The sequence below is a fragment of the Erysipelothrix anatis genome, from assembly GCF_009828745.1.
Taxonomy (GTDB): Bacteria; Bacillota_I; Bacilli_A; order Erysipelotrichales; family Erysipelotrichaceae; genus Erysipelothrix; species Erysipelothrix anatis.
The window spans coordinates 79,946-105,365 of record NZ_WTSX01000004.1; the positions used below are offsets into that span (position 1 = coordinate 79,946).

Annotated in this window: 24 protein-coding genes and 6 tRNA genes; 9 read left to right on the plus strand and 21 right to left on the minus strand. The window is 38.2% G+C overall.

The annotated features are described in order from the left end of the window. Positions 1-71: 71 nt before the first annotated feature. The 5 genes from tuf to ytvI form a co-directional block, all read right to left on the minus strand. Positions 72-1,256 carry an elongation factor Tu gene (gene tuf / locus GVV19_RS04150; protein ID WP_159635347.1) on the minus strand — a complete coding sequence of 395 codons (1,185 nt, stop codon included), beginning with the start codon at positions 1,254-1,256 and terminating at the stop codon, positions 72-74. A 105-nt stretch (positions 1,257-1,361) separates the two neighbouring features. Next, positions 1,362-3,425: an elongation factor G gene (gene fusA / locus GVV19_RS04155; RefSeq protein ID WP_159645759.1), complete on the minus strand. Its 2,064-nt coding sequence runs from the start codon at positions 3,423-3,425 to the stop codon at positions 1,362-1,364. Positions 3,426-3,458: 33 nt separating this feature from the next. Beyond that, complete coding sequence (gene rpsG / locus GVV19_RS04160) at positions 3,459-3,929, minus strand: 30S ribosomal protein S7 (RefSeq protein ID WP_159635353.1); 471 nt, start codon at positions 3,927-3,929, stop codon at positions 3,459-3,461. Positions 3,930-3,957: 28 nt separating this feature from the next. Further along, entirely contained in the window at positions 3,958-4,377 is a 420-nt protein-coding gene (gene rpsL / locus GVV19_RS04165) for a 30S ribosomal protein S12 (protein WP_159641142.1), read from the minus strand. A 215-nt stretch (positions 4,378-4,592) separates the two neighbouring features. After that, positions 4,593-5,702 carry a sporulation integral membrane protein YtvI gene (gene ytvI / locus GVV19_RS04170; RefSeq protein WP_159641145.1) on the minus strand — a complete coding sequence of 370 codons (1,110 nt, stop codon included), beginning with the start codon at positions 5,700-5,702 and terminating at the stop codon, positions 4,593-4,595. 392 nt (positions 5,703-6,094) lie between these two features. Here ytvI and GVV19_RS04175 point away from each other — a divergent pair. The 8 genes from GVV19_RS04175 to GVV19_RS04210 all read left to right on the plus strand — a co-directional run bounded on the left by GVV19_RS04175 (position 6,095) and on the right by GVV19_RS04210 (position 8,143). Further along, positions 6,095-6,185 (plus strand) — tRNA-Ser (locus tag GVV19_RS04175). Positions 6,186-6,190: 5 nt separating this feature from the next. Continuing rightward, positions 6,191-6,266: transfer RNA gene (locus GVV19_RS04180), tRNA-Asp, on the plus strand. Positions 6,267-6,274: 8 nt separating this feature from the next. After that, positions 6,275-6,348 (plus strand) — tRNA-Gly (locus tag GVV19_RS04185). 132 nt (positions 6,349-6,480) lie between these two features. Then, complete coding sequence (locus GVV19_RS04190; protein ID WP_159635362.1) at positions 6,481-6,849, plus strand: hypothetical protein; 369 nt, start codon at positions 6,481-6,483, stop codon at positions 6,847-6,849. An 84-nt stretch (positions 6,850-6,933) separates the two neighbouring features. Next, positions 6,934-7,009: transfer RNA gene (locus GVV19_RS04195), tRNA-Asp, on the plus strand. A 176-nt stretch (positions 7,010-7,185) separates the two neighbouring features. Continuing rightward, a tRNA-Asp gene (locus GVV19_RS04200) sits at positions 7,186-7,261 on the plus strand. A gap of 7 nt (positions 7,262-7,268) precedes the next feature. Further along, positions 7,269-7,342 (plus strand) — tRNA-Gly (locus GVV19_RS04205). A 108-nt stretch (positions 7,343-7,450) separates the two neighbouring features. Further along, positions 7,451-8,143, plus strand: coding sequence for a hypothetical protein (locus GVV19_RS04210; RefSeq protein WP_159640673.1), 693 nt, complete (start codon positions 7,451-7,453; stop codon positions 8,141-8,143). Between the two features lie 14 nt (positions 8,144-8,157). Here GVV19_RS04210 and GVV19_RS04215 read toward each other — a convergent pair whose 3' ends face one another. The 6 genes from GVV19_RS04215 to GVV19_RS04240 all read right to left on the minus strand — a co-directional run bounded on the left by GVV19_RS04215 (position 8,158) and on the right by GVV19_RS04240 (position 15,130). After that, positions 8,158-8,556: a hypothetical protein gene (locus tag GVV19_RS04215; protein WP_407926008.1), complete on the minus strand. Its 399-nt coding sequence runs from the start codon at positions 8,554-8,556 to the stop codon at positions 8,158-8,160. Between the two features lie 49 nt (positions 8,557-8,605). Continuing rightward, on the minus strand, positions 8,606-10,648 hold the full coding sequence (locus GVV19_RS04220; RefSeq protein ID WP_159645765.1) for an ABC transporter permease: 2,043 nt from the start codon (positions 10,646-10,648) through the stop codon (positions 8,606-8,608). Next, positions 10,638-11,405 carry an ABC transporter ATP-binding protein gene (locus GVV19_RS04225; protein WP_159635374.1) on the minus strand — a complete coding sequence of 256 codons (768 nt, stop codon included), beginning with the start codon at positions 11,403-11,405 and terminating at the stop codon, positions 10,638-10,640. The genes GVV19_RS04220 and GVV19_RS04225 overlap by 11 nt, the downstream gene beginning before the upstream one ends. Positions 11,406-11,494: 89 nt before the next feature. Beyond that, positions 11,495-13,450, minus strand: a complete 1,956-nt coding sequence (locus tag GVV19_RS04230) for an FtsX-like permease family protein (protein ID WP_159645768.1) — start codon at positions 13,448-13,450, stop codon at positions 11,495-11,497. Positions 13,451-13,461: 11 nt separating this feature from the next. Continuing rightward, positions 13,462-14,466, minus strand: a complete 1,005-nt coding sequence (locus GVV19_RS04235; protein WP_159640685.1) for a sensor histidine kinase — start codon at positions 14,464-14,466, stop codon at positions 13,462-13,464. Then, a complete protein-coding gene (locus GVV19_RS04240) occupies positions 14,456-15,130 on the minus strand; it encodes a response regulator transcription factor (RefSeq protein ID WP_159635383.1) in 675 nt (224 codons plus the stop codon). Before GVV19_RS04240 ends, GVV19_RS04235 begins: the two co-directional genes overlap by 11 nt. A gap of 81 nt (positions 15,131-15,211) precedes the next feature. Here GVV19_RS04240 and GVV19_RS04245 point away from each other — a divergent pair, with 81 nt between their 5' ends. Beyond that, on the plus strand, positions 15,212-16,003 hold the full coding sequence (locus tag GVV19_RS04245; RefSeq protein ID WP_159635386.1) for a CorA family divalent cation transporter: 792 nt from the start codon (positions 15,212-15,214) through the stop codon (positions 16,001-16,003). A gap of 29 nt (positions 16,004-16,032) precedes the next feature. Here the strand turns inward: GVV19_RS04245 and cysE are convergent, their stop codons facing one another. From cysE to GVV19_RS04295, 10 genes are all read right to left on the minus strand, one after another. After that, positions 16,033-16,563 carry a serine O-acetyltransferase gene (cysE, locus tag GVV19_RS04250; protein ID WP_159640688.1) on the minus strand — a complete coding sequence of 177 codons (531 nt, stop codon included), beginning with the start codon at positions 16,561-16,563 and terminating at the stop codon, positions 16,033-16,035. 11 nt (positions 16,564-16,574) lie between these two features. Next, positions 16,575-17,231, minus strand: a complete 657-nt coding sequence (locus GVV19_RS04255; protein ID WP_159640691.1) for a deoxynucleoside kinase — start codon at positions 17,229-17,231, stop codon at positions 16,575-16,577. Positions 17,232-17,300: 69 nt separating this feature from the next. Beyond that, positions 17,301-18,227: a helix-turn-helix transcriptional regulator gene (locus GVV19_RS04260; RefSeq protein WP_159640694.1), complete on the minus strand. Its 927-nt coding sequence runs from the start codon at positions 18,225-18,227 to the stop codon at positions 17,301-17,303. Next, entirely contained in the window at positions 18,227-18,772 is a 546-nt protein-coding gene (locus GVV19_RS04265) for a hypothetical protein (protein WP_159640697.1), read from the minus strand. The genes GVV19_RS04260 and GVV19_RS04265 overlap by 1 nt, the downstream gene beginning before the upstream one ends. A gap of 93 nt (positions 18,773-18,865) precedes the next feature. Then, entirely contained in the window at positions 18,866-19,789 is a 924-nt protein-coding gene (locus GVV19_RS04270) for a polysaccharide deacetylase family protein (protein ID WP_159645771.1), read from the minus strand. 190 nt (positions 19,790-19,979) lie between these two features. Beyond that, positions 19,980-21,251: an extracellular solute-binding protein gene (locus GVV19_RS04275; RefSeq protein ID WP_159635404.1), complete on the minus strand. Its 1,272-nt coding sequence runs from the start codon at positions 21,249-21,251 to the stop codon at positions 19,980-19,982. An 11-nt stretch (positions 21,252-21,262) separates the two neighbouring features. Next, entirely contained in the window at positions 21,263-22,522 is a 1,260-nt protein-coding gene (locus GVV19_RS04280) for an MBL fold metallo-hydrolase (RefSeq protein ID WP_159645774.1), read from the minus strand. Then, positions 22,506-23,324, minus strand: coding sequence for a carbohydrate ABC transporter permease (locus tag GVV19_RS04285; protein WP_159640706.1), 819 nt, complete (start codon positions 23,322-23,324; stop codon positions 22,506-22,508). Before GVV19_RS04285 ends, GVV19_RS04280 begins: the two co-directional genes overlap by 17 nt. A gap of 2 nt (positions 23,325-23,326) precedes the next feature. After that, positions 23,327-24,211, minus strand: a complete 885-nt coding sequence (locus GVV19_RS04290) for a carbohydrate ABC transporter permease (RefSeq protein ID WP_159635412.1) — start codon at positions 24,209-24,211, stop codon at positions 23,327-23,329. Beyond that, positions 24,211-25,284 (minus strand): ABC transporter ATP-binding protein, encoded by a 1,074-nt coding sequence (locus tag GVV19_RS04295; RefSeq protein ID WP_159640709.1) that lies wholly within the window; start codon positions 25,282-25,284, stop codon positions 24,211-24,213. The genes GVV19_RS04290 and GVV19_RS04295 overlap by 1 nt, the downstream gene beginning before the upstream one ends. Positions 25,285-25,420 lie beyond the last annotated feature (136 nt).

The window sequence follows — 25,420 nt, forward strand, 5'->3', positions numbered from 1 at the left end:
TTTTTGTTCAGACATAAAAAAAGAGAACTCTTACGAGTTCCCTTAGATTGATTAACTAGTTTGTTGAGAAATTATTTGATAATTTCTGTAACGTTTCCAGCACCAACAGTACGTCCACCCTCACGGATTGAGAATGTTGTACCTTGCTCAACAGCGATTGGAGCGATTAATTCAACTTCCATTTCGATGTTGTCTCCAGGCATAACCATATCTGTTCCTTCAGGAAGTAAGATTGTACCTGTAACGTCTGTTGTACGGAAGTAGAATTGTGGACGGTATTTGTTAACAAATGGTGTATGACGTCCACCTTCTTCTTTGCTTAAGATATAAACTTGAGCTTTGAATTTTACGTGAGGTGTAACTGATCCTGGTTTAGCAAGAACTTGTCCACGCTCGATTTCTTCGCGGTTAACACCACGTAGAAGTGCTCCAACGTTATCTCCAGCCATAGCTGAGTCTAACATTTTGTGGAACATTTCGATTCCTGTAACAACAGTTTTAGCTGTTGGACGGATACCAACGATTTCAACTTCTTCGTTGATTTTGATTTCTCCACGGTCTACACGTCCTGTAGCAACAGTACCACGACCTGAGATTGTGAATACGTCTTCTACTGACATTAAGAATGGTTTGTCTGTATCACGGACTGGATCTGCAACGTATGAGTCAACAGCGTCCATTAATTCAACGATTCTTTCTTCCCATGCAGCATCTCCTTCAAGAGCTTTAAGAGCTGATCCACGGATAACTGGAGCGTTGTCTCCATCGTAACCTTGTTCTGAAAGTGCTTCACGTACTTCCATTTCAACTAAGTCGATTAACTCTTCGTCATCAACCATGTCGCATTTGTTCAAGAATACTACGAATGAAGGAACACCTAATTGTTTAGCTAAGAGGATGTGCTCACGTGTTTGTGGCATTGGTCCGTCTGTTGCTGAAACTACTAAGATAGCTCCGTCCATTTGAGCAGCACCTGTGATCATGTTTTTAACGTAGTCCGCGTGACCTGGGCAGTCAACGTGAGCATAGTGACGTGCTTCTGTTTCGTATTCTACGTGTGATGTAGAGATTGTGATTCCACGCTCTTTTTCTTCTGGCGCGTTATCGATTTGGTCATATCCACGAGCTTCTCCACCCATTTTTTTAGCTAATACAGTTGTAATAGCAGCTGTTAGAGTAGTTTTACCGTGGTCAACGTGTCCCAATGTACCAACGTTTACGTGTGGTTTGGAACGATCAAATTTTTGTTTTGACATTTGAATTGTCCTCCTGTTTTAAATTTAACTCATTGTTTTACAAATATATATTAAGACAAACAATGATGAAAAGCAATATTAATGTTTAACTAAGTGTTTTAAGTTTTATTTTTTCTTAGCTACTGTTTCAGCAATGCTCTTTGGAACAGCTTCATAGTGATCAAATTGCATTGATGAGTTACCACGACCTTGTGTAAATGAACGAAGATCTGTAGTATATCCTGACATTTCTGAAAGAGGTACGAATGCTTTAACGATAACAGCATTGTTACGTTCTTCTTGGTCACGGATTTGTCCACGGCGTGATGAGATATCTCCCATAACTGCACCGAGGTATTCAGCTGGAGCTGTAATTTCAACATCCATAACTGGTTCTAGTAATACTGGATCACAAAGTTTTGCAGCTTCACGTAATGCAAGGCTAGCAGCAACTTTATAAGCCATTTCTGAGGAGTCAACATCATGGGATGATCCATCGAATAAAGTAGCTTTAATATCGATTGCTGGATATCCATATGCTAAACCGCCATCAAGAGCAGCCTTTAATCCATCGTGTGCTGGTTTAATAAATTCACGAGGAACCGTTCCACCAACAACAGCGTCAACCCATTCAAATCCTTTTCCTGGGTTTGGTTCGAACTTAATCCAAACGTGTCCATATTGTCCACGTCCACCTGATTGACGAACGAATTTACCTTCAGCATCAGCAGCTTTACGGATTGTTTCGCGGTAAGCAACTTGTGGTGCACCAACGTTTGCTTCAACTTTAAATTCACGTTTCATACGGTCAACGATGATATCTAAGTGAAGCTCACCCATACCAGCGATGATTGTTTGTCCTGTTTCTTCATCAGTGTAAGTTTTGAAAGTTGGATCCTCTTCAGCAAGTTTTGCAAGAGCAAGACCCATCTTATCTTGGTCACCTTTAGTTTTTGGTTCAACAGCAACGTTAATAACTGGCTCAGGGAAGATCATTGATTCAAGGATAATTTCGTGTTTTTCATCACAAAGAGTATCACCTGTACCTGTAACTTTTAAACCGATTGCGGCTGCAATTTCACCTGCGTAAACTGATTCGATTTCTTCACGGTGGTTGGCATGCATTTGCATGATACGTCCGAAACGCTCACGTTTTTGTTTTACTGAGTTATAAACTGGTGATCCTGATGTAGCAACACCTGAGTATACTCGGAAATAAGTTAGACGACCTACGAATGGGTCTGTCGCAACTTTAAATGCTAACGCTGAGAATGGTGCTTCGTCACTTGCTTCACGAACAGCTTCTTGGCCATTTGGTAATGTACCTGCAACAGCTGGGATGTCTAATGGTGAAGGTAAGTAATCGATAACTGCATCAAGCATTGCGATAACACCTTTGTTTTTATAAGCAGCTCCACAAAGAACTGGGAAGAATTCACCGCTAATAACCGCTTTACGGATAGTAGCTTTGATTTGTTCAACTGTAGGTTCTACACCTTCAAGAATCATCATCATGAAATCTTCATCGAAATCAGAAATTTGATCAAATAGTTTCTCACGAGCTTCAGCTACTTGAGCTTTAAACTCTTCAGGAACATCAATGATGTCATCTGTTTTTTGTGAAACATCGGCAAACATGTGAGCTTTTTGCTCAACAATGTCGATAAGGCCGTCGAAGTGATCTTCGACACCGATTGGTAATTGGATAGGTGCTGATTTAGCTCCTAAACGATCAACAATTGTTCCGGCTGCCATGTAGAAGTCAGCACCTGTTGCATCCATTTTATTAACAAATACAATACGAGGAACGTTATATTTTGTAGCTTGACGCCAAACTGTTTCAGTTTGTGGCTCAACTCCTGATTTAGCATCAAGAACTGTAACCGCACCGTCAAGAACACGCAATGAACGTTCAACTTCAACTGTAAAGTCTACGTGGCCTGGTGTATCGATAATGTTAATACGGTGACCATTCCATGCAGCTGTTGTCGCAGCAGAAGTGATAGTGATACCACGTTCTTGTTCTTGCGCCATCCAGTCCATAGTTGCGGCACCATCGTGAGTTTCCCCAATTTTATGTGTTCGACCTGTATAGTAAAGAATACGCTCAGTTGTTGTAGTCTTACCAGCGTCAATATGGGCCATAATACCAATATTACGCATATTGTCTAATGTAAATTCACGTGACATAAGTTTTCAAATCTCCTTTCGCTATATTGTTTATTAGAAACGGTAATGTGCGAAAGCTTTGTTAGCTTCTGCCATTTTGTGTACGTCATCGCGTTTCTTAACGGATGCGCCTGTACCATTTGAAGCGTCGATAATTTCAGCAGCTAAACGCTCTTCCATTGTCTTTTCTCCACGTGTACGTGAGTATTGAACGATCCAACGTAGTCCGAGTGTCAAACGACGCTCTTGTGTTACTTCAATTGGAACTTGGATGTTTGATCCACCAATACGACGAGCTTTAAGTTCTAACACTGGCAATACATTGTCAAGTGCTTGTTCAAAAACCTCCATTGGTTGACGTCCTGTTTTTTCTTCGATAATTGCAAACGCATTATATAGAATTGATTGAGCTAAACCTTTTTTACCATCAATCATGATTCTGTTAATTAAACGTGTTACTAATTTTGAATTGTAAATTGGATCAGCAACTACGTCGCGCTTTGGAACATGTCCTTTTCTTGGCATTTAATTCACTCCTCTCATTTTTGATGTATTATTCTGATGCTTTTGGTTTTTTAGTACCGTATAATGAACGGCTTTGACGGCGATCTGTAACTCCAGCGCAGTCTAATGTTCCACGAACGATGTGGTAACGAACCCCAGGTAAGTCTTTAACACGACCTCCACGGATTAAAACGACACTATGTTCCTGTAAATTGTGACCAATTCCAGGGATGTAAGCCGTAACTTCCATACCATTACTCAAACGAACACGCGCATATTTACGTAAAGCTGAGTTAGGTTTCTTAGGTGTCATTGTACCAACACGTGTACATACTCCACGTTTTTGTGGGCTGTTTACTTGAGTTGTTTGACGTTTAATCGTATTCAAACTACGACCTAGTGCCGGTGATTTTGATTTGTATACACGACTTGTTCGGCCATGTGTAATCAATTGATTAATTGTAGGCATTAATTGTCTCCTTCCTGACTATTGCACACAGTACCAAGTGTGCCGTGGGCTCCATATTAATTAGGTCTCTTCGCAGAAACCCTAGATTAATCATAAGCCTTTACATTCTATCATATAGCGATTCATTGTCAATAGGTTTTCCACACTTTTTCCACGTAATTATTGCGTGGAGTACGTGACACTATCTCACTGTACTCCACCCACTTCTAATGTGTTTATTTTTCGATAGATTGAGGAAGTTCCCTTTTTTCAAATTTTTTGAAGAATTGGATTTTCCCTTCATCGTGAAGCGTCTTAAGAATTGTTACAAGGATTGGCAAGCCAAACAGACCAATAATCCCAGCAAGTCTCATCCCTACAAAAATACAAATTAACGTTACCAAAGGATGGAGCCCAATTTGATCTCCAACTACTTTCGGTTCCAAAATATTACGGATCACCGTGATAACGACATAAATAACGAATAGGCCAATAGCGCGTTCGAAATTCCCCATAACGAGTTCGATGATTGTCCACGGAATCATGACTGTACCTGTACCGAGTACCGGTAGGATATCAACAATCGAAATCATAAAAGCTAAGCCAATTGGATTCCCAACTCCAATGAGCGCAAACCCTATCGATAACTCAATAAATGTGAGTGTCATTAATTTGGCATAGGCTTTCATATATTTCCCAACAGTATCAAAGAATCCGCCTTTAACGTCATACATAAACTGGACCCACCGTTGTGGCAAGTATGCGAGCACTGTATCCACCACATTCTTATAGTCTAACGTGAAGAAGAATGAAGAGATAATCGCTATTAGAATCGAGATGAATAAATTTGGCAAGCTACTGACGAATCGTGTCAAGAATGAAATTGCACTGGTAGATACAGTTCCAGCCAATTGCTGAATCTGTTTCGATATTGCATTAGTAACTTCTGACAGATTGCTCAGTATTTCCGGATTAATGTGTTCAAATAATGACTCAACATAATTGAAGATCGAAGTCAACGCTGGAATTAGAGTTGATTCCACATATGTAGGTGCGTGCTTCACAACACCTTGAATTCCCGAAATTGCTGCGAGTGTTAATCCGAAAATTATGATTCCCACTACTATATAGAAAACAACGATGACTCCAATTCGGAGATATTTGTTCTCGCCAAACATTTTTACAAGCTTTTGAATAATTGGTTTTAAGAGTGATGCAATCACAAATCCAACAATAAACGGTGTTAAATACTTTACCGAAAACTTAAAGACTAAAAATGCGAGCCCTGCAATTAATGTATAAAAAACAAAATTTATTATAAACCGCTTTTTTTCTTCTAATGTCATAAGTACCCTTTCTTAACGAATTTCTCTACGTTTTACTATTATACTTTCTATTTCCAGGAAAGCATCTTCAAACCTAGTATATAATATGATTTTAGTATATCAAAGATTGTCATCAAATACTGTCCACTAACGACATTACCATGATTGATGTGTATTTTTTTACAAAAGTGGCCATTTCTGTTTAACAAACCAGATGCTCTTTCTATATATAATAACAAAATCAACTTTAATTCATGTGTATTTTATGTAAAATAGACGCACTTAAAATTCATCGCTCTGGGTTCAAAAAACCACTGTTTTAAAAGGTGTTAATTTTTCAAAAAGAGTATTGCCATGATATGTTTCTTGTGATAGTATGTATAAGCAATCACGAAATGGCGAATATACTCACTGGGGATGTACTCAAGTGGCTGAAGAGGTGCCCCTGCTAAGGGTATAGGTCGGGTAACTGGCGCGAGAGTTCAAATCTCTCCATCCCCGCCATTAATGGTCCAGTGGTGTAGCGGTTAACATGCCTGCCTGTCACGCAGGAGATCGCGGGTTCGATTCCCGTCTGGACCGCCATTCGTATTGCAGGTGTAGTTCAATGGTAGAACACGACCTTGCCAAGGTTGAGGCGGGGGTTCAATTCCCCTCACCTGCTCCAAATTGCATAGCACAGAGCGACATAGTCGCTCTTTTTTTATTTACATGAATAATACTCGATGTTTTTACCTTGACCTTAACAACATCTCACTATAAAATTCAAGTACAGATACCGATCGTAGAAGGAGCTATAATGAACATAAATAATAAACTCAAACAATATGAATTAGATTTTCTTGATTTCGAATTTATAAGTTGCAAGGCAAATGTCGAACAACGCATTGATCCGACATTCTTTGAACTAAAATCTGACGGTACACGACAAAATCGCGAAAGCGTTGTTAATTCGCTTTGCTCAACGGAACGTGATCGAAACATTGACATTACCAATTTTATGATACAAGAAATTGGACCGAGTACATTTCTCATAAACTATGAATCTCGAAATCAAGAAGACCAAGAACATCTTGCACGAACTTCAATATGGCGTGAGCAAGATAATGATTTGAAATTACTCTTCCATCAAGCCACGATAATACAACCAGCGGTTGAGTTAGAGTAATATTTTAGACTATTTTCAAGAATAGTATTGCCAAGATTAAAATCCTGTGTTAATCTATAATCCGCTAAGGGTTGCAAATCAACTGGTCCAGTGGTGTAGCGGTTAACATGCCTGCCTGTCACGCAGGAGATCGCGGGTTCGATTCCCGTCTGGACCGCCATTCTTAGTCAATTGTGAGCGAATTCAATTCGCTCTTTTTTTTATATTCATTTAATGAAGTTACTCTTTTCACACGTGTTTAATTGTATTTGCAAATAATTGCATTTTCTTGTTGCACTATGTATGTTCTTATGGTATTCTAAATGAGCACTAAGAAGTGCAGTCAATACAATGAATGGTCCAGTGGTGTAGCGGTTAACATGCCTGCCTGTCACGCAGGAGATCGCGGGTTCGATTCCCGTCTGGACCGCCATTCTATTGCAGGTGTAGTTCAATGGTAGAACACGACCTTGCCAAGGTTGAGGCGGGGGTTCAATTCCCCTCACCTGCTCCAATTTATAAATCTAAAGAATGACATTTGTCATTCTTTTTTTATCATTACACAATGAACCGAATTTAATCTATGATAAACTGTAACTATATCAAAAAGGGAGGAGCGCAAATGCCCGCTACAACACAAAACGAAATCTGGAGTCCGCAAGTCATCGCCGCCTTTATCAGTGTCGGAGGTGTACTTCTAAGTTCGATCTTTGGATATATTAGCTCATACTACGGAAATCAACAATCTCAAAAGAACGAGCTTCGCAAAATTGAAAAAAACCAACAAAAATATATTGAGCAACAAAACAAGCTTGAAAAAGACAAATCCTTACGAAGCGCGCTTCAAAAGCTCACATACCTCTTTTATCAAACAGACTTCGATTCCCAAGTTTTTCATACATATTTCAATACACCTGAAGGGCTTGATTCCTTTAATGATGTCATGTCCTATGTCACTGCGTATGGTAATCAACTTTCAACACAGACTGCGATTTACCTTCAAAAAGCCATGTTTGAAAGTAACCTATTGTCAAAACATTACGTAACGCTAGAAATTTTAGCGTCCGATGCTCTTAACTACCAAATCGATTGGACCCGTTATGAAACAAACGCCATCGCATGCCTTCTCATTGCACAGATACGCTATGACATTAGTAAAGAACTTATCAACCCTAAGGATTTACTCGCTGCCAAATATAATAATGTGAATCCGAACCTGAAGCGTTTCTTTGAGACAGGTGTTGATCACTTTATTGATATCCTAAGCCTTAATCATTTTACTCAATACAAACAGACAAAAGACGACTTCCAATAAGTCGTCTTTTGTTACTACTGAATCGCTATATAGATTTTTACACTACCATCCGTGCCATAACGTTCATAATCAATCGTGTAGGCACGATTCAACAATCCGCCATCTTCCAATTCCCAAATTTGTTTCCACGTTCCTGCAACGTCTCTGTCGACGACATCGAAGACGCGGTAATCAATATTTGGTGTGATAGGTATCATCATTTCTGTACGAGGTTCTTGTGTCGCTAAAGCGAATCCATAATCACCACGATAGTCACTGTGATAATCTGTATAGATAGCATAGATGTCTCCTTCCAAAGCAGGCTCTAGTTTTGATATATTCACCCATGCTCCCTGGATTTTATTCAACATCGCTTCATCAGTAAAATTATTAGTTCTAAACGATTCCAATAGGTATAAATTCATTTTCTTCACTTCCTTTATTTGATTGTAACACAAAGACCGTCTACCGACGGTCTCTAGTTTATTTTGTCATTTTATTTTTTATGATCGCCTTACTTCCTTGATATGTAATTATAAAGTAAATCGCATATACAATGAGGACGAATCCGAGTGTAATTAATGCTGGCATCATTGAACTTGCCGACAAGCTAATCAACTTTAGGTTCACGTTTACTGCACTTACACCAATATACGTATGTAATAGCGCAACAATTAGCGGAATAAAGAAGTAGATTGCATTTTGCATAAAGATTGAGCGATCAATCATTCGATCTTCGACACCTAGCTTAGCAAGTATTTGATAACGTTTTTGATTATCATTGGCTTCAGAAAGTTGTTGGAGCGCAAGAATAACAAAACTTGTCACAAGGAATACGACCCCAAGATAGAAGGAAAGATATGTCAGAAGTAAACCCATCGCCATTGATGATTCAATCATCTCTTGCGCAGGAGTTACAAAATACATGTAGTCAAACATGTCATCTCCAACTTCTTTGTTATCGTAATGTGTTGCAATTGAGGTTCTTAACGCTTTCGCGAATTCTTTATTATCCGTACCAGCTTGCGTATTCATCATATGTATGGTCACCGCAGAGGTAAGGGCCTCATTCGAATCCACAACATTTTGTAATGCGTTGTCATTCATAATAACTAACACATCATCATTACCATTATTGTCAATTTTAGTTTTTTCAATGTCTTTAACTTCTTTATAAGACAAGTTTTGGTTTGCAAAATCGTAGGTGTTTCCGTCTTTAAAGATAGCACTTGGAGACATGGTTTCTGGCCCCATTTGTTGAATTGGCGCAATAACTGCAAATTGACCCTGACCAACTGAAATTGGCTCTAGATTTTGCATTGTACGTGCTTTATTAAAGTTTTCCACACTCACAAACCCAACGTCTGTGATTTCATACATAAAACTATTAGCATCATTTTGATCAATGTACTTCTCAAAGACAACATTGAATCGCATATTTACTGAAGAATAGTAGGTCATGGTTTCCGCATTTTTGATACGAGAATCGTTTAAATCAATAAGGTTTGGTCCTATCGTACTGCTGCCGATTGGATAAGAGTATTTTACAGAAATGTCATTCGCAATCATTCCCGATATTTGTTCATTCATAACTGAGTTTAAGTTAAATCCTGTTATGAGAGTACCCATTCCAAAAAGTAGCATAATACTAATCACAGACATCATTTTATAGGTCGAGTTAATTTTTGCACTTACCTGACGCCATACAAAAACATTAAGTCCTTTGTAATAGCTCTTCTTGCTTGTTTGCATAAACTTGAGTAAGAAACCTGAGAATGATTTAAAAATTAAGAATGTTGCAAATGAACCCAAAGCGATAATTGGCAGTAACTGCATGAAGAGTTCCATAGGTTGCAGCGCCCAATTGTAGGCATAAATGAGTAACCCTGTACCAATAACAAATATCACAACAGACATCCACGCACGTTTCACAAAGTTCTCTTCGTTGATTCGATCGGCTCTTAAAAGTTCTATGAGTTCATATTTTTCAAGAAGTATACGATTAAAGAGCACAACTACTAGGAAGACTCCTAAGAAAATAGCAATCGTTTTGAGTGTCGCTTCGAGCGAGAAAACAAAACCATAATTCATGTCTGCAGCCATCATTTTCCCTGTTAAGACCGCAGTCCCTTGAGACGCGATGAAGCCAAAGACGAGTCCTGCTAGTAATGAGAAGAATCCAATGTACATCGTTTCTAAAATTAGAATCGTCGAAATCTTACGTTTTGGCATTCCCAAAAGGGTATAGAGACCCAATTCTTTTTTACGACGTTTAATAAGAAAGTTGTTTGCATAAAGAATTAAAAAACCAAATACTGCAGCAACAATAACAGACATAACATTCATAACATTGACCAATAGTTTAACCATTGACCCTTGCATTTCATTCATTTTAAGGATTGTTGATTGTTGTTCGAATGAGTTGAAAACATAAAAAAGCGCTACTGAAAACATCAATGTAATAAAGTATATAGAATAGTCTCGGTAACTCTTTTTCACATTTCGGAAAGCGAGTTTAGAGTACATTAGATGTGTCGCCTCCCAATACAGTTACTACTTCGATAATTTGATCAAAGAATTCTTTTCTTGATTGGTTGCCTCGAATAAGCTCATTAAAGACTTTACCATCTTTGATAAACAAAATTCGTTTTGCATAGCTCGCACTAAAAGCATCATGAGTAACCATCATGATTGTCGCATGTTGTGTTTCGTTGAGATCTTGCATTTTTTCAAGAAGCATACGACTTGATTTTGAATCGAGAGCACCTGTCGGCTCGTCAGCAAGAATCAAACTCGGATTTGTTATTAATGCTCGTGCACTCGCTACACGTTGTTGTTGTCCACCAGACATTTGATATGGAAACTTTTGAAGGTGTTCTTCAATATTTAGAAGTTTCGCAACCTCGCCCACGCGTTTTTCAATTTCTTTGTGACCGACCTTTTGGATGGTCAACGCAAGCGCAATATTTTCGTATGCTGTTAGAGTATCCAATAGATTAAAGTCTTGGAAAATAAATCCTAATTCAGTTCTACGAAATGCTTGAAGCGCTTCTTTTTTTAATTTCGTCGTTTCTTTTCCATTAACTGTAATGACTCCACTAGTAACTGAGTCGATCGTTGAGATACAGTTTAACAATGTTGTTTTACCAGAACCACTAGGTCCCATCACACCAACAAACTCACCTTTCTCAATTTCAAATGAAACTCCATCGAGAGCTTTTGTTACATTACCTTTTTTCCCGTAATATTTTTCGATATTACTTACTTTTAGAATCGTTGTCATAATTCCCTCCGTGTCTATATTAAGTATACTTTGTTGCGTTTTTAGTACAATTTATCTCACTTACAGTGGACTTACATTTTTGTCATAATTTACAATTTTTTGTTTCGCTCTTTGAAGAGACCGACAATATACCGATAAAGGACATAAAAGTAAAGTAAGTAGCACACAAAAATAACGAGTGCAACGGCAACGCCACGATAGTTTAGGTAGGTAGTAGCATCGGCCCCAAATAGACCAGCACTGGCCGCAACCGCGCGGTTTCCAACGAGCGTATGGCAAAGTGCAAGTACTAAAGGCATCGTTACATAGATAAGTGTTTGTTTACGAATTATTTTAGTAAACTCTTGATCATCAACCCCCAGTTTATCGAGAACGCGATAATTCTTTCGTGTATCCATTGCATCGCTCATAACATGCAAGGACTGAACGACCATAGCACTTATGAGAAATACGACGCCTAAATATAGTGTGGTGTAAGATATAGCGACGCGGATTTCATTTACGGTTCGGACTGCGTTTTCTTGAGTTGAAAGAAATATTTGGTTATCTTGATTCAATGGAATCAATTGTTCAATAATCTCATTATTGGTCGTATCGATGTTCACTACAGACTGGTTATAATTGATGTACTCGTTTGTCTGCCACATCTCCAAAACTGAATCTTCCACAATCAAATAGGATGCCATTCCGGCTCCATTACTCAGGATTACTGTTTCTGCGGTTGGTAGCTGGTGCACTGTTTTGGGCGAATCAAAAAGATTGATTTCGGTCACAAGCTTGCTAGAATCAAACTGATTGAACGGATTCGTGGAAACAATGTCACTTGCTAGGAGCACATCTTCAGTATTCATATATAGTGGGGGCAAGTTGAAGTGCGCTCGAACTGCATCGTAGTCTTGCTTGGATACGATAGAAATCGTTCCAGAATAAAATTTATCATCGTTGATAAAGTCTGAAATTGTGTATTCACTCTCATAGAGTTCAAGCGATTCTGAATATTGTAGTGGTACTTCATTCGTTGAAAGATAGTTTTGAAAATCAATCGTTTCTTTGTCATACATAACCGATAGAGTATAGGGAGAAGTACGGTAAGCACTTTTCAAAAGATACGCATTGGTATTGATTCCGGTCGTCAAAAAGACCAATGAAAAAAGCATAATAACACTAATAAATGTCATCATTCGATAGGTGGATCGGATACGGGTTCCAAGTTGACGAAACACAAACATGTTCGTGCCTCGATAATAAACAGGCTTGATTCGCGTAATGAGATTCATAAAGATATGTGCAATTGAGTAAAAGATAATAAGTGTTGCGAGTGTTCCTAAGAACACAATTGGAATGAATCCGATTATAAGCTGGTACGGTTGAAGTGCCCATCGATAGGCATAAAAAAGAATATAAATTCCCGCCAATAGGCTGACATATCCAAACCAAGGTTTTATGTTCAAAATTACGTCGTTTTGGCGTACTGCATTAAGCAGATTAACAAGTTTAAATTTACGGATTTTTTTAATATTACCGAAACTCACAAGAATAAAAATGATGCTAAAACTGATTATGGTATTTTTAAATGCAGCTTGTGAATATATGAAAGAAAACTCAATATCGCTTTCAAGTACAAAGGCTGTAAACACACTCGTAACTTGCGAAAGGGCAACTCCCATGATAAGTCCCACAATTAGTGATACGACCCCAATTACGAGCGTTTCAATAACTAATATTACGGCCATAGTTCGATTGCGCATCCCAAGTAGAATATAGGTAGCAAATTCTTGATTGCGGCGTTTGACCAAGAAGTTATTGGCATAACGCACCAAGAAATAGAAAATGATAAAAACGAGAATTGAAAAGCCTAAAATGAACGAATCAAAGTTAGCGACAATCCCGTCAGATGACTGGAGTATTTTAATTAACGACAATTGTTGGTCAACAGATCCAAAGATATAGAAAAGCGCCACTGAGAAGGTCAGTGTTATAAAGTACATTAAGTAGTCTTTAAAGCTTTTTCTAACATTGGCAAACGCCAATTTAATACTCATCATAAATTACCTCTTTATTGAAACATCATATCGGATTTGGGGAATGTAATGGTAACATGTGTACCTTGTTCTGATTTAATGCTTATGTCTAAGTAAAGTTTGTCACCAAGTATCTTGACAAGATACAACCCCATGCCGGTTGCTTGTTGATGGAACCGACCAGTTTGACCGGTGAATCCGCGTTCAAATACGCGCCGAATGTCACTGTCAGCAATACCTGGTCCATTGTCTTTAATATGGAGTGACACACTTTGGTTATGGGTTTCTGCTGTGATAGTAATCATACCTTCACCTGCTGTCACATACTTCAAAGCATTATCGATAATTTGCTTCAAAATGTACTCAAGCCATTTTGCGTCACTGAACACATCAACATCCAAATTCTCCAACTGTAGCTGAACTCGCTTCTGAATAAATGTTGCTGACAGATTCTTAATGACTTTACGCACAGAATCTTCCAGTGTCACCTTTTGAATGATATAGTCTTTTTCTAGCGATGAAGAACGCGCATAGTACAGCACTTGTTCGAGATAGTTCTCAACTTTAGTTGTTTCTTCAAGAATTTCTTTCATCTCACGTGTGTTGGTGTTTGAAGCGATTAAGTCAATTGCTGCAAGTGGTGTTTTTACTTCATGGATCCATAAATCAAGATAATTCATGTAATCATCTTGACTATGCCGGTACGCACTCACGTAATCACTCATCGATTTATTGGATATTTGAAGCGTTTCAATTAGGATATCCCCATCCAAAAAACCTGAGTTCGGCAATAATTCTGTAATGAGATATTTTTGATCCAGTGCGGCAAGATTCATAGCGACTTCATTGTAGAATTGATAGCGGCGGCTAAATTCGACCACCATCATTATAAAGAATAGAAGCAGCACCGAAACAATGACCACCACAATTATTTCCCATTGAATTTTAAGGACAATTAAAAAGAAAGCTAAAAACACTGTTACTAACAGTGTTGATAGAATAATATAGCGCTTGTCTTCGAAGAATGCTTTAATTGTCATAAATGGTATACCCCATACCACGTTTGGTTTCAATAAAGTCCTCAATCCCGATTTCTTCAAGTTTTTTACGAAGGCGATTGATGTTTACCGTTAATGTATTATCGTCAACAAACCAATCTGTATTCCATAAATATTGCATCAGATCTTGTCTTGAGACGATTGTATTTTTGTTTTGAATGAGAAATGATAGAATACGCAACTCATTCTTTGTAAGTTCTTGTTGGGCATCACGATACTTAACACTACCTCGTGGTAAATCAAGTTCGACACCACGAATTGTAACGACTTGGCTATCTGATTTTTCATAGCTTCGTCGGAGTATTGATTGGAGTCGGGCCAACAGTATCTGTAAGTTATAAGGTTTGGTGATGTAATCATCGGCTCCTAAATTCATAAGCATCAGCTCATCCATCGTACTATCACGACTTGTAACCACTACAATTGGAACCTCACTAATCTTACGGATTTCCTTGGCAAGGTAATGGCCATCAACAACAGGCAATGATAAGTCCAACAAAATACAATGGACATCCTGTGCTTTAAACGTTTCGATAACATTTCCAAAATCTGTGATAACAAGGGTTTCGTACCCATTTTTTTGTAAAAATGTACTGAGTTCATTTCTAATTTTTTCATTATCTTCAACAATCATAATTCGATACATAGTTGTGCCTCCATTTCTTTTATTATACACTAAAACAGTTCTATGCATAACCATGATATAATATCTAAAATGGAGGTCCCTATGAAAATAATCACTTACACCGACGCAACAACCTTAACCTTACCCGCTTATGTCATTCAATCACTTCGTGATAAAGCTGAGTTGGCTCATATTCGGCATCTCGATAATAAAACATTTATCATTCTCAATTACCCAAGTAGCCCTAAAAATTTACACCCCATTTGTGTAGAGGCCGATGGATCCGATTATACATTGTATGCGCACGACACTGTCATTCTCGATGACAACGTTGCTGATTTTACCTTTACGGATCTTATCATTAAAACGTTACGAAATTACGAGACACTGGTTAAGTATGTGAATGCTAAGCTGAATCACTTTGAGAATGTCATGGACCGTGGAATTACGAAAGAAAACATACGGCAATTATTTAGTATCAACCGGCAACTCATTTGGTATCAAACTGCCATCAACGCGATCGGTGATGTCACCCAATACATCAATGACCAGAAACCTGAGCAATTATGGTCACCGGCCAATGCTTCTGAATATGCTAACATTCGAATTGAAATCAATCAACTTGATCAAAACATCATTATGTACCAACAGATTATTGATGCCATTATGAATGTATCGGATTCCTTATTTTCAAATAAGTTAAACATAACAATGAAACGATTATCAGCTATTACACTTGTTCTGTCCATTCCAACACTTATTACCAGTTTTTATGGAATGAACATTGACCTACCGTTTCAGGGACACCCCTACTCTTTAGTTATTGTTTTTACAATTAGTACGGTATTAACGATTGCGACTGTTGCATACCTTTACAAAAAAGATTTCTTCTAACAAAAAAGTTTGGCTTTTCAGCCAAACTTTTATATTTTACCACTATCTGAGCATCGACTGCGTATAGTACGTGCAGGAACACCTGCAACAATATCGCCGGGAGCAACATTGTGTGTTACGACACTTCCCGCTCCCACCACGGCGTTATCACCAATTGTAATATCACCGATAATTTGAGCAGCGGCTCCTATATGAACACGATTCCCCAAAGTTGGATGTCTCTTCCCTTTTTGACGTGTCTTACCCCCTAAAGTAACACCGTGATGTATCAGGCAGTCATCACCAATTATTGATGTTTCACCAATCACAACACCATTACCATGATCTATCACGAAGCGGCGCCCAATTTGCGCGCCAGGATGAATTTCAATTTGAGTCATAAAACGACCCATTTGAGAAATCAAACGTGCTAAGAAAAAGCAATGATACTTGTAAAGCTGATGCGCAATTCGATAATATCCCATTGCATGATAACCCGGATAAAGTAAAAGCACTTCCGCAATAGTTCGAACGGCTGGATCATGTTTTTTATACGCCTTCGCTGTATCGAGCCACTTCACAACTGGCCCGCTTATAATGTATTAAGTTTTTCTTGAATTTGTGCAAGAACAACTTTTCGATCTTCAGGATTATTTTCAAAATCTAAATTATCAACATTAATTTTAAGAATCGGGGATAAGTCATAGTTATCGAAATAGGCACGATACTCATCGTTGAGTTTCTGCCAGTACTCGCGTTCAACCACCAATTCGTAATCACGGCCTCGTTTTTTAATACGACGCATTGCTTCGTCAACGCTAATTTCAAGATAGACCATTAGTTTTGGAACATGCACATGTTCCAACATATTTGCCAGTAATTCCGTGTAGGTCTGGAATTCCTCATCACTCATTTCCTTACTTAGATTTAACATCCTTGCAAAGATTGCATCACCATAAATGCTTCGGTCCATAACCGCTTTGGATACATCCTTAGCTTGTTTGATATGCTCAAATCGTTTATTCAAAAAGAATACTTGCAGCGGAAACGCATAGCGTTCACGATCATAGTAGAATTTATCTAAAATTGGATTATCTACTACGGGTTCTTCAAAAGCTTCATAATCATTTTCTGCAATAATACGCATTAAGGAGCTTTTCCCAACCCCTACAACACCTTCAATAACAATCATGTCATAGACCTCTTTCTTTGATACATAACTCAATATTTCTTTATATGAAAAGTTCATAGTCGTCACCATTTCCAAATTTCATGTACTATAAGTGTAGTCGGTGATTGCGTAAATTGCAAGTGATTGTCAATCATATTTCGCAATGATTTTTTGTGCCTCATCCTGAATCCACATTCTAAGTTCTAGAGGCGCTAACACTTCCAAATTTGCACCACCTTTGCGAATAAAATCCTTTGCTGCGGCTTCATTAGGAAACTCCAATTCCATATGAAAACGATGATCATCCAACCACGTTATCACCTGATTTTTACCCCAAATGTACTCACTTAGAAAATCGAGATTACGAATAATTAATGTCGCTTGGACTGGCTTAATCTTATAGCCAAATTCCGTGATGGCCCCCTTGCTATTACTCGGTGCTTCATAACGGAATGTTTCATCTAGCATCGTCAGGGTTTCTATGCGATTAACTTTCAAACTTAGATAACGATTGCGTTCATCATAACCCATCATATACCAGAATTGATTTACAAGAATGAGTTCATACGGTTCAAATGTATACGTGTTTCGATCTTTATGAGTTTTCTTATAACTCAGTTTGAGTCGTTGGTGCGTTTCAATTGCAACCTCAATTAATTCAAGATGCTCTTGATACTGCTTCACATCGACATTTAATTTAACGGATTGGAAGGCCATTGTGTTACTGACATCTTGATAATTGAGTTGCTGCGACAGTTTGGAGACTGCACGCACAAAATCTCCGCCCATAGCAGAGTTATTGTGCTGAATGACCATTGCGAGTGCCTGTTTCAAAATTTTACGTTCTTTCATATCAAATGCAACCGGCGGGATTTGACTTCGACTATGGAGTTGATACCCACCACCTGGACCCATGACGGTTTCGATGACATATCCTGCATCTTCTAATTCTTCTTTTAATCTTTGAACACTACGGGCACTAATTTCTAATGCTTGTGCCAGCTCATCAATTGGCACGATTGCACGTGCGGACAATATATCAAGCATTGCTAATGCATTCGTTAATTTACTCATTAGAGTGACATGCCTTTCACGATATAGCAACGGGTTAGTAAATCTTCAAACTCGCGCTCACTACGACCAATTTGAACTAAACCACCTAGTGTTAACTCTGGTAGCACTTCACTGACTTCGATTAAGCATTGACGGCTTAAGAGCTCACCATGGTTAACAGAGCCTGTAAATGTTGTCTTCGAATAACTTTGGACAAATTCAATCTCAAAGCGTAGATCTAAATCTCGGCTGATTGTTAGAAGATTTGGCTCACGGCTTCCAAAATAATCGTATAAAGTTGCTTGACCTGTGACACATAGACTTAATTCATGGAATGGATGTGATGTAACTGTGTACTCCTGCGCATAGGTAGGATTCATTCGAATTTCATTATAAAAGTCATGAGCATCTTGTTGCGATTCAAATCTGAGTGTTACCATGACTGGTTCATCGTAATTGAGCCCAAAGCGTTCTGTAAATTGGTAGTGTTGGTCACGAATAAACGTTGTAATATCGTGTCCTTTCATTGAATGTACTAAGTTTGCAATTGTTAATCCTTTTGTCATATTGATCACCTCTTGAACCTAGTATATAACTAGTATACGACAATATCTGTCATATATTATTATTTCATTGGAAATTTTGTAAAAAAAACACCTTTATGAAGGTGTTTCTGTTTTCGGAGTGATTAATGATATGAGTTCTTCGGCAGAGTTGCTCGTATAAACCGGCAATCTTCGTACCGTCCACTGCCCATCCTGAGGCCGAGCATTAACATGACCCGCTACAGGTGCAGAAAATGTAAATGCTAAGCGATAGTTATTCTTAATTAATGCATCGATGACCGACGCATTAAACGATCCGAATGGATATGCAAAGTATTGGTGTGGTTTTAGCGCATACTGATTTGCGAGTTCAAAATCTTTCATTAAATCATCATCATTCATAACAGTAATTCGGGCGTAACCCCCTTGATTCAATTGAACAATACGGTGAAAATCAAAGGAATGATTACCATGTTCAAACGTATCAAGGCTTGCTTCCATATCTTCCAAACTAATAAATGCACTTTCGCCTGTTTTAACCCACGATCCAATGTTGAACGAAACGGCGGTATAATTATATTTTTTTAGAACTGGTCCAGCGTATGTGATGACATCTTTCATGCCATCATCAAATGTAATCAGTACCGATTTAGGATTAATAGGTTGACCATTCACATACCATTCATAAAATTGATCCAACGTTACGGATACATACCCAGCATCATGGAGTGCTTTCATATGTGAATCAAACTGTACATCATCAATCCAAAGTTCAGAATTGCTATAACGACCTGCCTTTGTCTCGACGCTTGTAACGCCATGATACGCCAAAACAGGAATCCCATCTTGATTAATTTGCTTCAATAGCGCGTCTTTCGTTGCCTTTTCTTCAATTTCTAATTGTAAGCTTGTATAGGCTGTATCCTTGCGCTCAAATGCATGGGATACCGCATAATAACTTGTCATCAATAAAACCATTGCTAAAATTACACTAACTGCTATCTTCACTTGAAAACGCAGTTGACGCTTCTTGTTCATTGTCCCCCACCTCACATCATTTATTAATCTCATTATACGCAACTTTATACTAACTTAACAAACAATCGTCTCAAAAATTTGTTTTCGCTGTTGCCAAAAAATAAGGTCTTCATGCCTTTTGGCAACTTCGTTAAATTTATCGATTCTTTCACACAAAAAAAACCAAACCGAAGTTTGGTTTTAAATTAAATTATTGATTCCACTCAGCTTCAACTTTGACTTTGTAATCGTTTAAGATTGCTTGAGCGTCTGATGAAGGGTCTGAAAGGATAAGTTCCATCATTTCACGTGTTTTGTTATATGCTGGATCTGAGTTTTCAATAACTGGAATTGCGAAGAGGTCTTTCGTTGCGTCTGATAAAATCTTAGCAATTAATGAACCTGAGTTTTTGTAATCGTCTGATGCTTGTACTTTTGCGCTTACAGGCATGTATCCTGTTTTTGTAGCCCAGTGTAATTGTGCTTCAGGTGAAACTAAGTATGACATGTATAAGAATGCTGCTGTTTGTTGTTCAGGTGTTGCACTGTTGAACATGTAGATGTCTGTACCTTGTTGGATGTTTTTAACATCTGGACGCACAGCTGCTCCATATTCGTAACGACCGTCGACAGCTTTCTTAACGTGTGATTCTCCAGCCATTGAACCTACGTTCATAGCAAGTAGTCCTGCTCCGAATGGTGTTGATAGGTATTCCCCTTTGTCAGCGATTCGGAAGTATCCTTCTTTAACACCGTCTTGGTAGAATTTCGCAACTTTCAAGCTTTCTGGGCCTGCGATATCTAAGTCTTTTGTAAATTCTTTACCTTCGTTAGCCATACCGATTGCATAGTAGTTATTGAGTGAGTCAAAACCTGCACCGATAACTTGTCCATTTGATTTTTCGAAAATTTCTTTAGATGCTGATGCGAGTTCTTCCATTGTTGTAGGAACTTGAACACCATATTGATCTAATAGTGTTTTGTTATAGTAAAGGACTTCAGTTGATTTGTTGAATGGGATTCCATATTGAACACCATCAATTTTAGCACCGTTCATTAATACTGGTAAGATATCAGCTTTGTCTTTTAATCCGATTGTTTCGTGATTGATAAATGGATCTAAGTCTACAAGAACTTTATCCTGTGTTGCTGCATTCCATAACCAGTTAGGGTATGCTTGTGTAATTGTTGGTAAATCTTTTGGTGATGCGATTGTTTGGTTAATTTTTGATTGTAAATCTGGGTATTTTGATTGGTTTTGTAATGTAACTTTGATATTTGGGTTTGCTGCCATAAAATCTTCAGTGATTTTAACAAGCGCATCTTGTTGTCCACCATTCATAGCGTGCCAGAATGTAATTTCTGTACCTGCAGGAACCTCGGTAACGATATCTGTGTTACCTTTGCTTCCCGAGCCACTTGAACATCCAACTAATACTAATACTGCAAGTAATACTACGAAATACTTTTTGATATTTTTCATATATGTCTCCTTCAAATAGTTTCTCCTCGTGTAGGCAAATGTCTCAAACCATGTTTGTTTTCCAGTCTTTCTGGACGTAATGTATGGATTGGGACTAATAATTTAGGGGCAATTCGATCAACAATTTCCTCTAAGTCTTCGGGGAATGCATGTCCTGAACATGCCAATCTCTCAAATACTATATCGTTCGCTGCCAACGCATCTAAGAATGGTTGGTAAGCTGGATCGAAATCTCCTAACGGTGCTGCATCGCTATGAATATAGACACCACCTCCTTTAAGATCAGCGTGATCCGCAACAACTTGCCATAGATACTCCCCCGAATCCACAAGAAGCATGTCATAATCCACACGCAAATCGGGATTTAAACCGAACGTCTCAGTTCGTACATAATAGGGTGTTTCTATATTCAAGCATTGTTTTAAGATATGAGCATACGATGCTTCCAGAACAACAGGTCGGGGACTTTGTTCAACAATTGCGGCAAGACGTTTTACGTTTGCAGGGTATGTGTTGAATGTCACTTGATTCCCGTCGTTGTCTTTAACGACTTGTACCAAGCGATCAAGAAGCTCTTGTTCGCTATTAATTCTGTTTACATGTCTTTCATCATCAAAGCTGATTGAAACACCTTCGATAATTAAGACGTCATATCCGTGAGCACGTTGTGCATAATCTAGAGAGGCTTCTCTATCAAAACCATGAAGTCTTAAGTCTCCTGTATAGGCGATTGTTAAGTCTGGTGTGCGAATGAGTAATCCACAGGCACCATAAGCGTCATGGTCAACGCGGCGAAGTTCAACTTCAATAGCACCGATATTTAAGACTGTACCGTCCGCAAGACCTGTGATCTCGCGTGTATATGTCGTGTCAACTCCTGGTAAGAGGAAGTCGTTCGTACTATTCAAGCTTTCGAGTAAAATCTTTGTTTCATTTAAAGCATACAGTGGAATCTTTGGATCCAAATAATTAATCATTCGAGAATGATCCAAATGACAATGGCTTAAGAATACCGCTGTATTGTCAAATGTATTGGTTTCAGTTTCTTCATAACCCAAACGTGGATCATAAACATGATTCAAGTCAGGAATGAGACGATGTTTTAACAATGTATGGATGGATTCGTCTTTGAGGTTTAATTCAGGAACGAATTCAGTCCCAAAATCAAAATAGATACGATCATTGCCATATGCAACTTCAATCACTGTACCTCCAATGGTTAAAATACCACTGTGGAACGTAATAGTTGTTTTTTTATCCTTTAATTCCATTTTTTGCAACCCCGCGAATAATTTCTTTTCTAAAAATGAAGTAAACAATCAAAATTGGAATAATTGTGAGTGTAGCAGCTGCCATTTGTAAATGGACATCACTACCACTTTCTGTCGTAAAGGCAGAAAGACCATTGTTAAGAAGACGCATATTCGAGTCGTTTGTAACCAGCAATGGCCATAGGAATGAGTTCCAGCCTGAGATAAAGCTTAGAATTCCTACAGTTACCAACGCAGGTTTTGCAAGAGGAATCATAATTTTCCAAATAAACTCAAGGTCTCCACAGCCATCAATTTTAGCTGCTTTGTAGTATGAGCTTGGAATTCCTTTAAGATATCCTTGTAAATAATAGATGTAGAAGACACTTGCAAGTGATGGAATGATCAACGCACTATATGTGTTAAGTAATCCCAATTGTGCAATTGTTTGATAGTTTGTAAAGACAATTGATTCGTAAGGTACCATGAGTAATGAAATCATGACAATTAATACGAGATTTTTGTGTTTGAATTCCAGTTTTACCAATGCAAAGCCAGCTAAGACTGACGTTACAAGAATTCCAAATGTAGTTGTTAATGAAACAAACACAGTATTGAAGAAGTAACGTAAGAATGGCGCATGCTCGAACACTAACCTAAAGTTAATGAATTGTGGTGATGACGGGAAAAATGTAGGCGGAATACTTGTTGCCTCTTGATAGGTCATAACACTTGCTAGAAGCATGTATATGAATGGGAACAATGTAATTAACGCCATAAATATAATGAATACTACTGATATTACCTGAACTACTTTTTTCATAATTAACGTTCCACCCTTTTCACGATCTTATTCTGCAACGCAGTAAATAAGAGAATGAGTGCAAAGAGAATCATCGTTGCAGCCATAGCAATCCCTGGTCGTCCAGCGACGTGGAATTTATCATAAATATAGAATACGGCGGTCTGAGCACTGTTGGCAACACCAGCAGTTCCTCCGAAAAGCGCGTAGACTTGCGAGTAAATTTTAAATGCTCCGATAAAGTTTACGGTAAGTAAGAATGTAATCGTTGGGATTAATTGCGGCATGGTAATACGTGCAAATTTTTCCCAGTTCGATGCACCAAACATATCGGCTACTTTGTAGTATTCTTCGCTAATATTTCTAAATCCTGCTAGCAAGATAATAATATTAAACGCGAGTCCTGTCCAAACACCAAAGATAATAAGCGTTGGAACCGACATATTTACACTGTTAAGCCAGTTAATGGGTGCGATACCAACCCATCCCAAGACATGATTAACAATTCCATAATTACCATTGAAAAGGTAACGGAAGACAATCCCAATAGCTATGGTACTGGTTACGTAAGGAATAAAGAAGATTGTTTCAAAGAATCCTTTATTCTTGATTTTTTCAAAGATTAACCATGAAATGAGTAATGAGATTACCAAACAAATTGGAACCACAAAGAACGCATAAATTGCAGTGTTCTTCATCGCTGTATGAAATACTGGATCTTTTAAGACTGTGACATAGTTATCTATGCCCGTGAAGCGTGGATTAAGGAGTGTTCCTTTTTGAAACGACATCCATAAGGATTTAAACATCGGATAGATATTGAACACGCCAATAATAGCTAACGCAGGAAAAAGAAATAGCCACGCTTTGGGTTGATTCTCTGCGCTATATTTTTTGAATCCCTTCATTAGTAAACTCGCTCTCCACTCTCTTTGAATACGAATACACGTGGGTAGTTGAAGTCACATGAGATTGCATCACCTTCAAGAACTTGCTCATCAATACTTACGATTGATTTTCCGTGAATACCGCCCATATCAAAGTTTAGGATGCGTTCACGACCAATGAGTTCCACAGTTTCGACATTCGCACTAAAGATTGGATTGTCGTTTGTTAGGGTAACGTCTTCAGGACGTACACCTAAGAGGTATTTGCCATCAGTCATTGTTTCTTTAAAGCGATCTGCCACAAAGTTTGCTTGGGCAAATTCGAAATTCTCACCGATAACTTTTCCATCTTTAACTTCAATTGGTAAAATATTGATTACTGGATTACCAATGAATTTTGCAACGAAAAGGTTATTTGGTTCTAGGTATAGATTTTGTGGATCGTCATGTTGTTGGATAACACCTTCGTCCATGAGTACGATTTTATCACTAATGGATAAAGCTTCTTCTTGGTCATGGGTAACAAAGATAGTTGTGATTCCAACTTCTTTAACAAGACGACGGATTTCTTCACGAATACGTAAACGTAAACGTGCGTCTAAGTTTGAGAGCGGTTCGTCCAATAATAAAATACTTGGATTTTGTACTAAGGCACGGGTAATCGCAACACGTTGTTGTTGTCCCCCTGACATCGTTCCAGGTTTTTTATTTTCAAGTTCTTCAATGCTTGTAAGTTTCATAAACTTGCGAGCGATTGCTTCTGCTTCTTCTTTAGGCATTTTCTTCTCACCAACACGTAGTGGGAACATAACGTTTTCTAAAACTGTCATATGTGGATACAATGCATAGTTTTGGAAAACAAATCCGATATCACGATCTTTAGGGTGTTTATCGACCATTGTCACACCTTCATTTAAGATATCGCCTTCAGTTGGATCTAAAAGACCAGCTATTAAGTTTAGGATTGTAGTTTTACCACAACCTGAAGGTCCGAGCAAACAAATGAGATCTCCATTCTCAATTGTGAAATTAACTTTCTTAAGTGCTTCAAACCCATTATCAAACACTTTTCTCAAGTCCTTGACTTCAATCATTCCATTTCCTCCTAAGTTGAAAGCTTGTGCTTCCATTTATTACTCTAAACTATTTACTCATTTTTATAGGGTTATAAAAATGTCTATAACTTAAAAGTCTACTCAACATTATAACAAGGCACGTTCCATGTTGTGT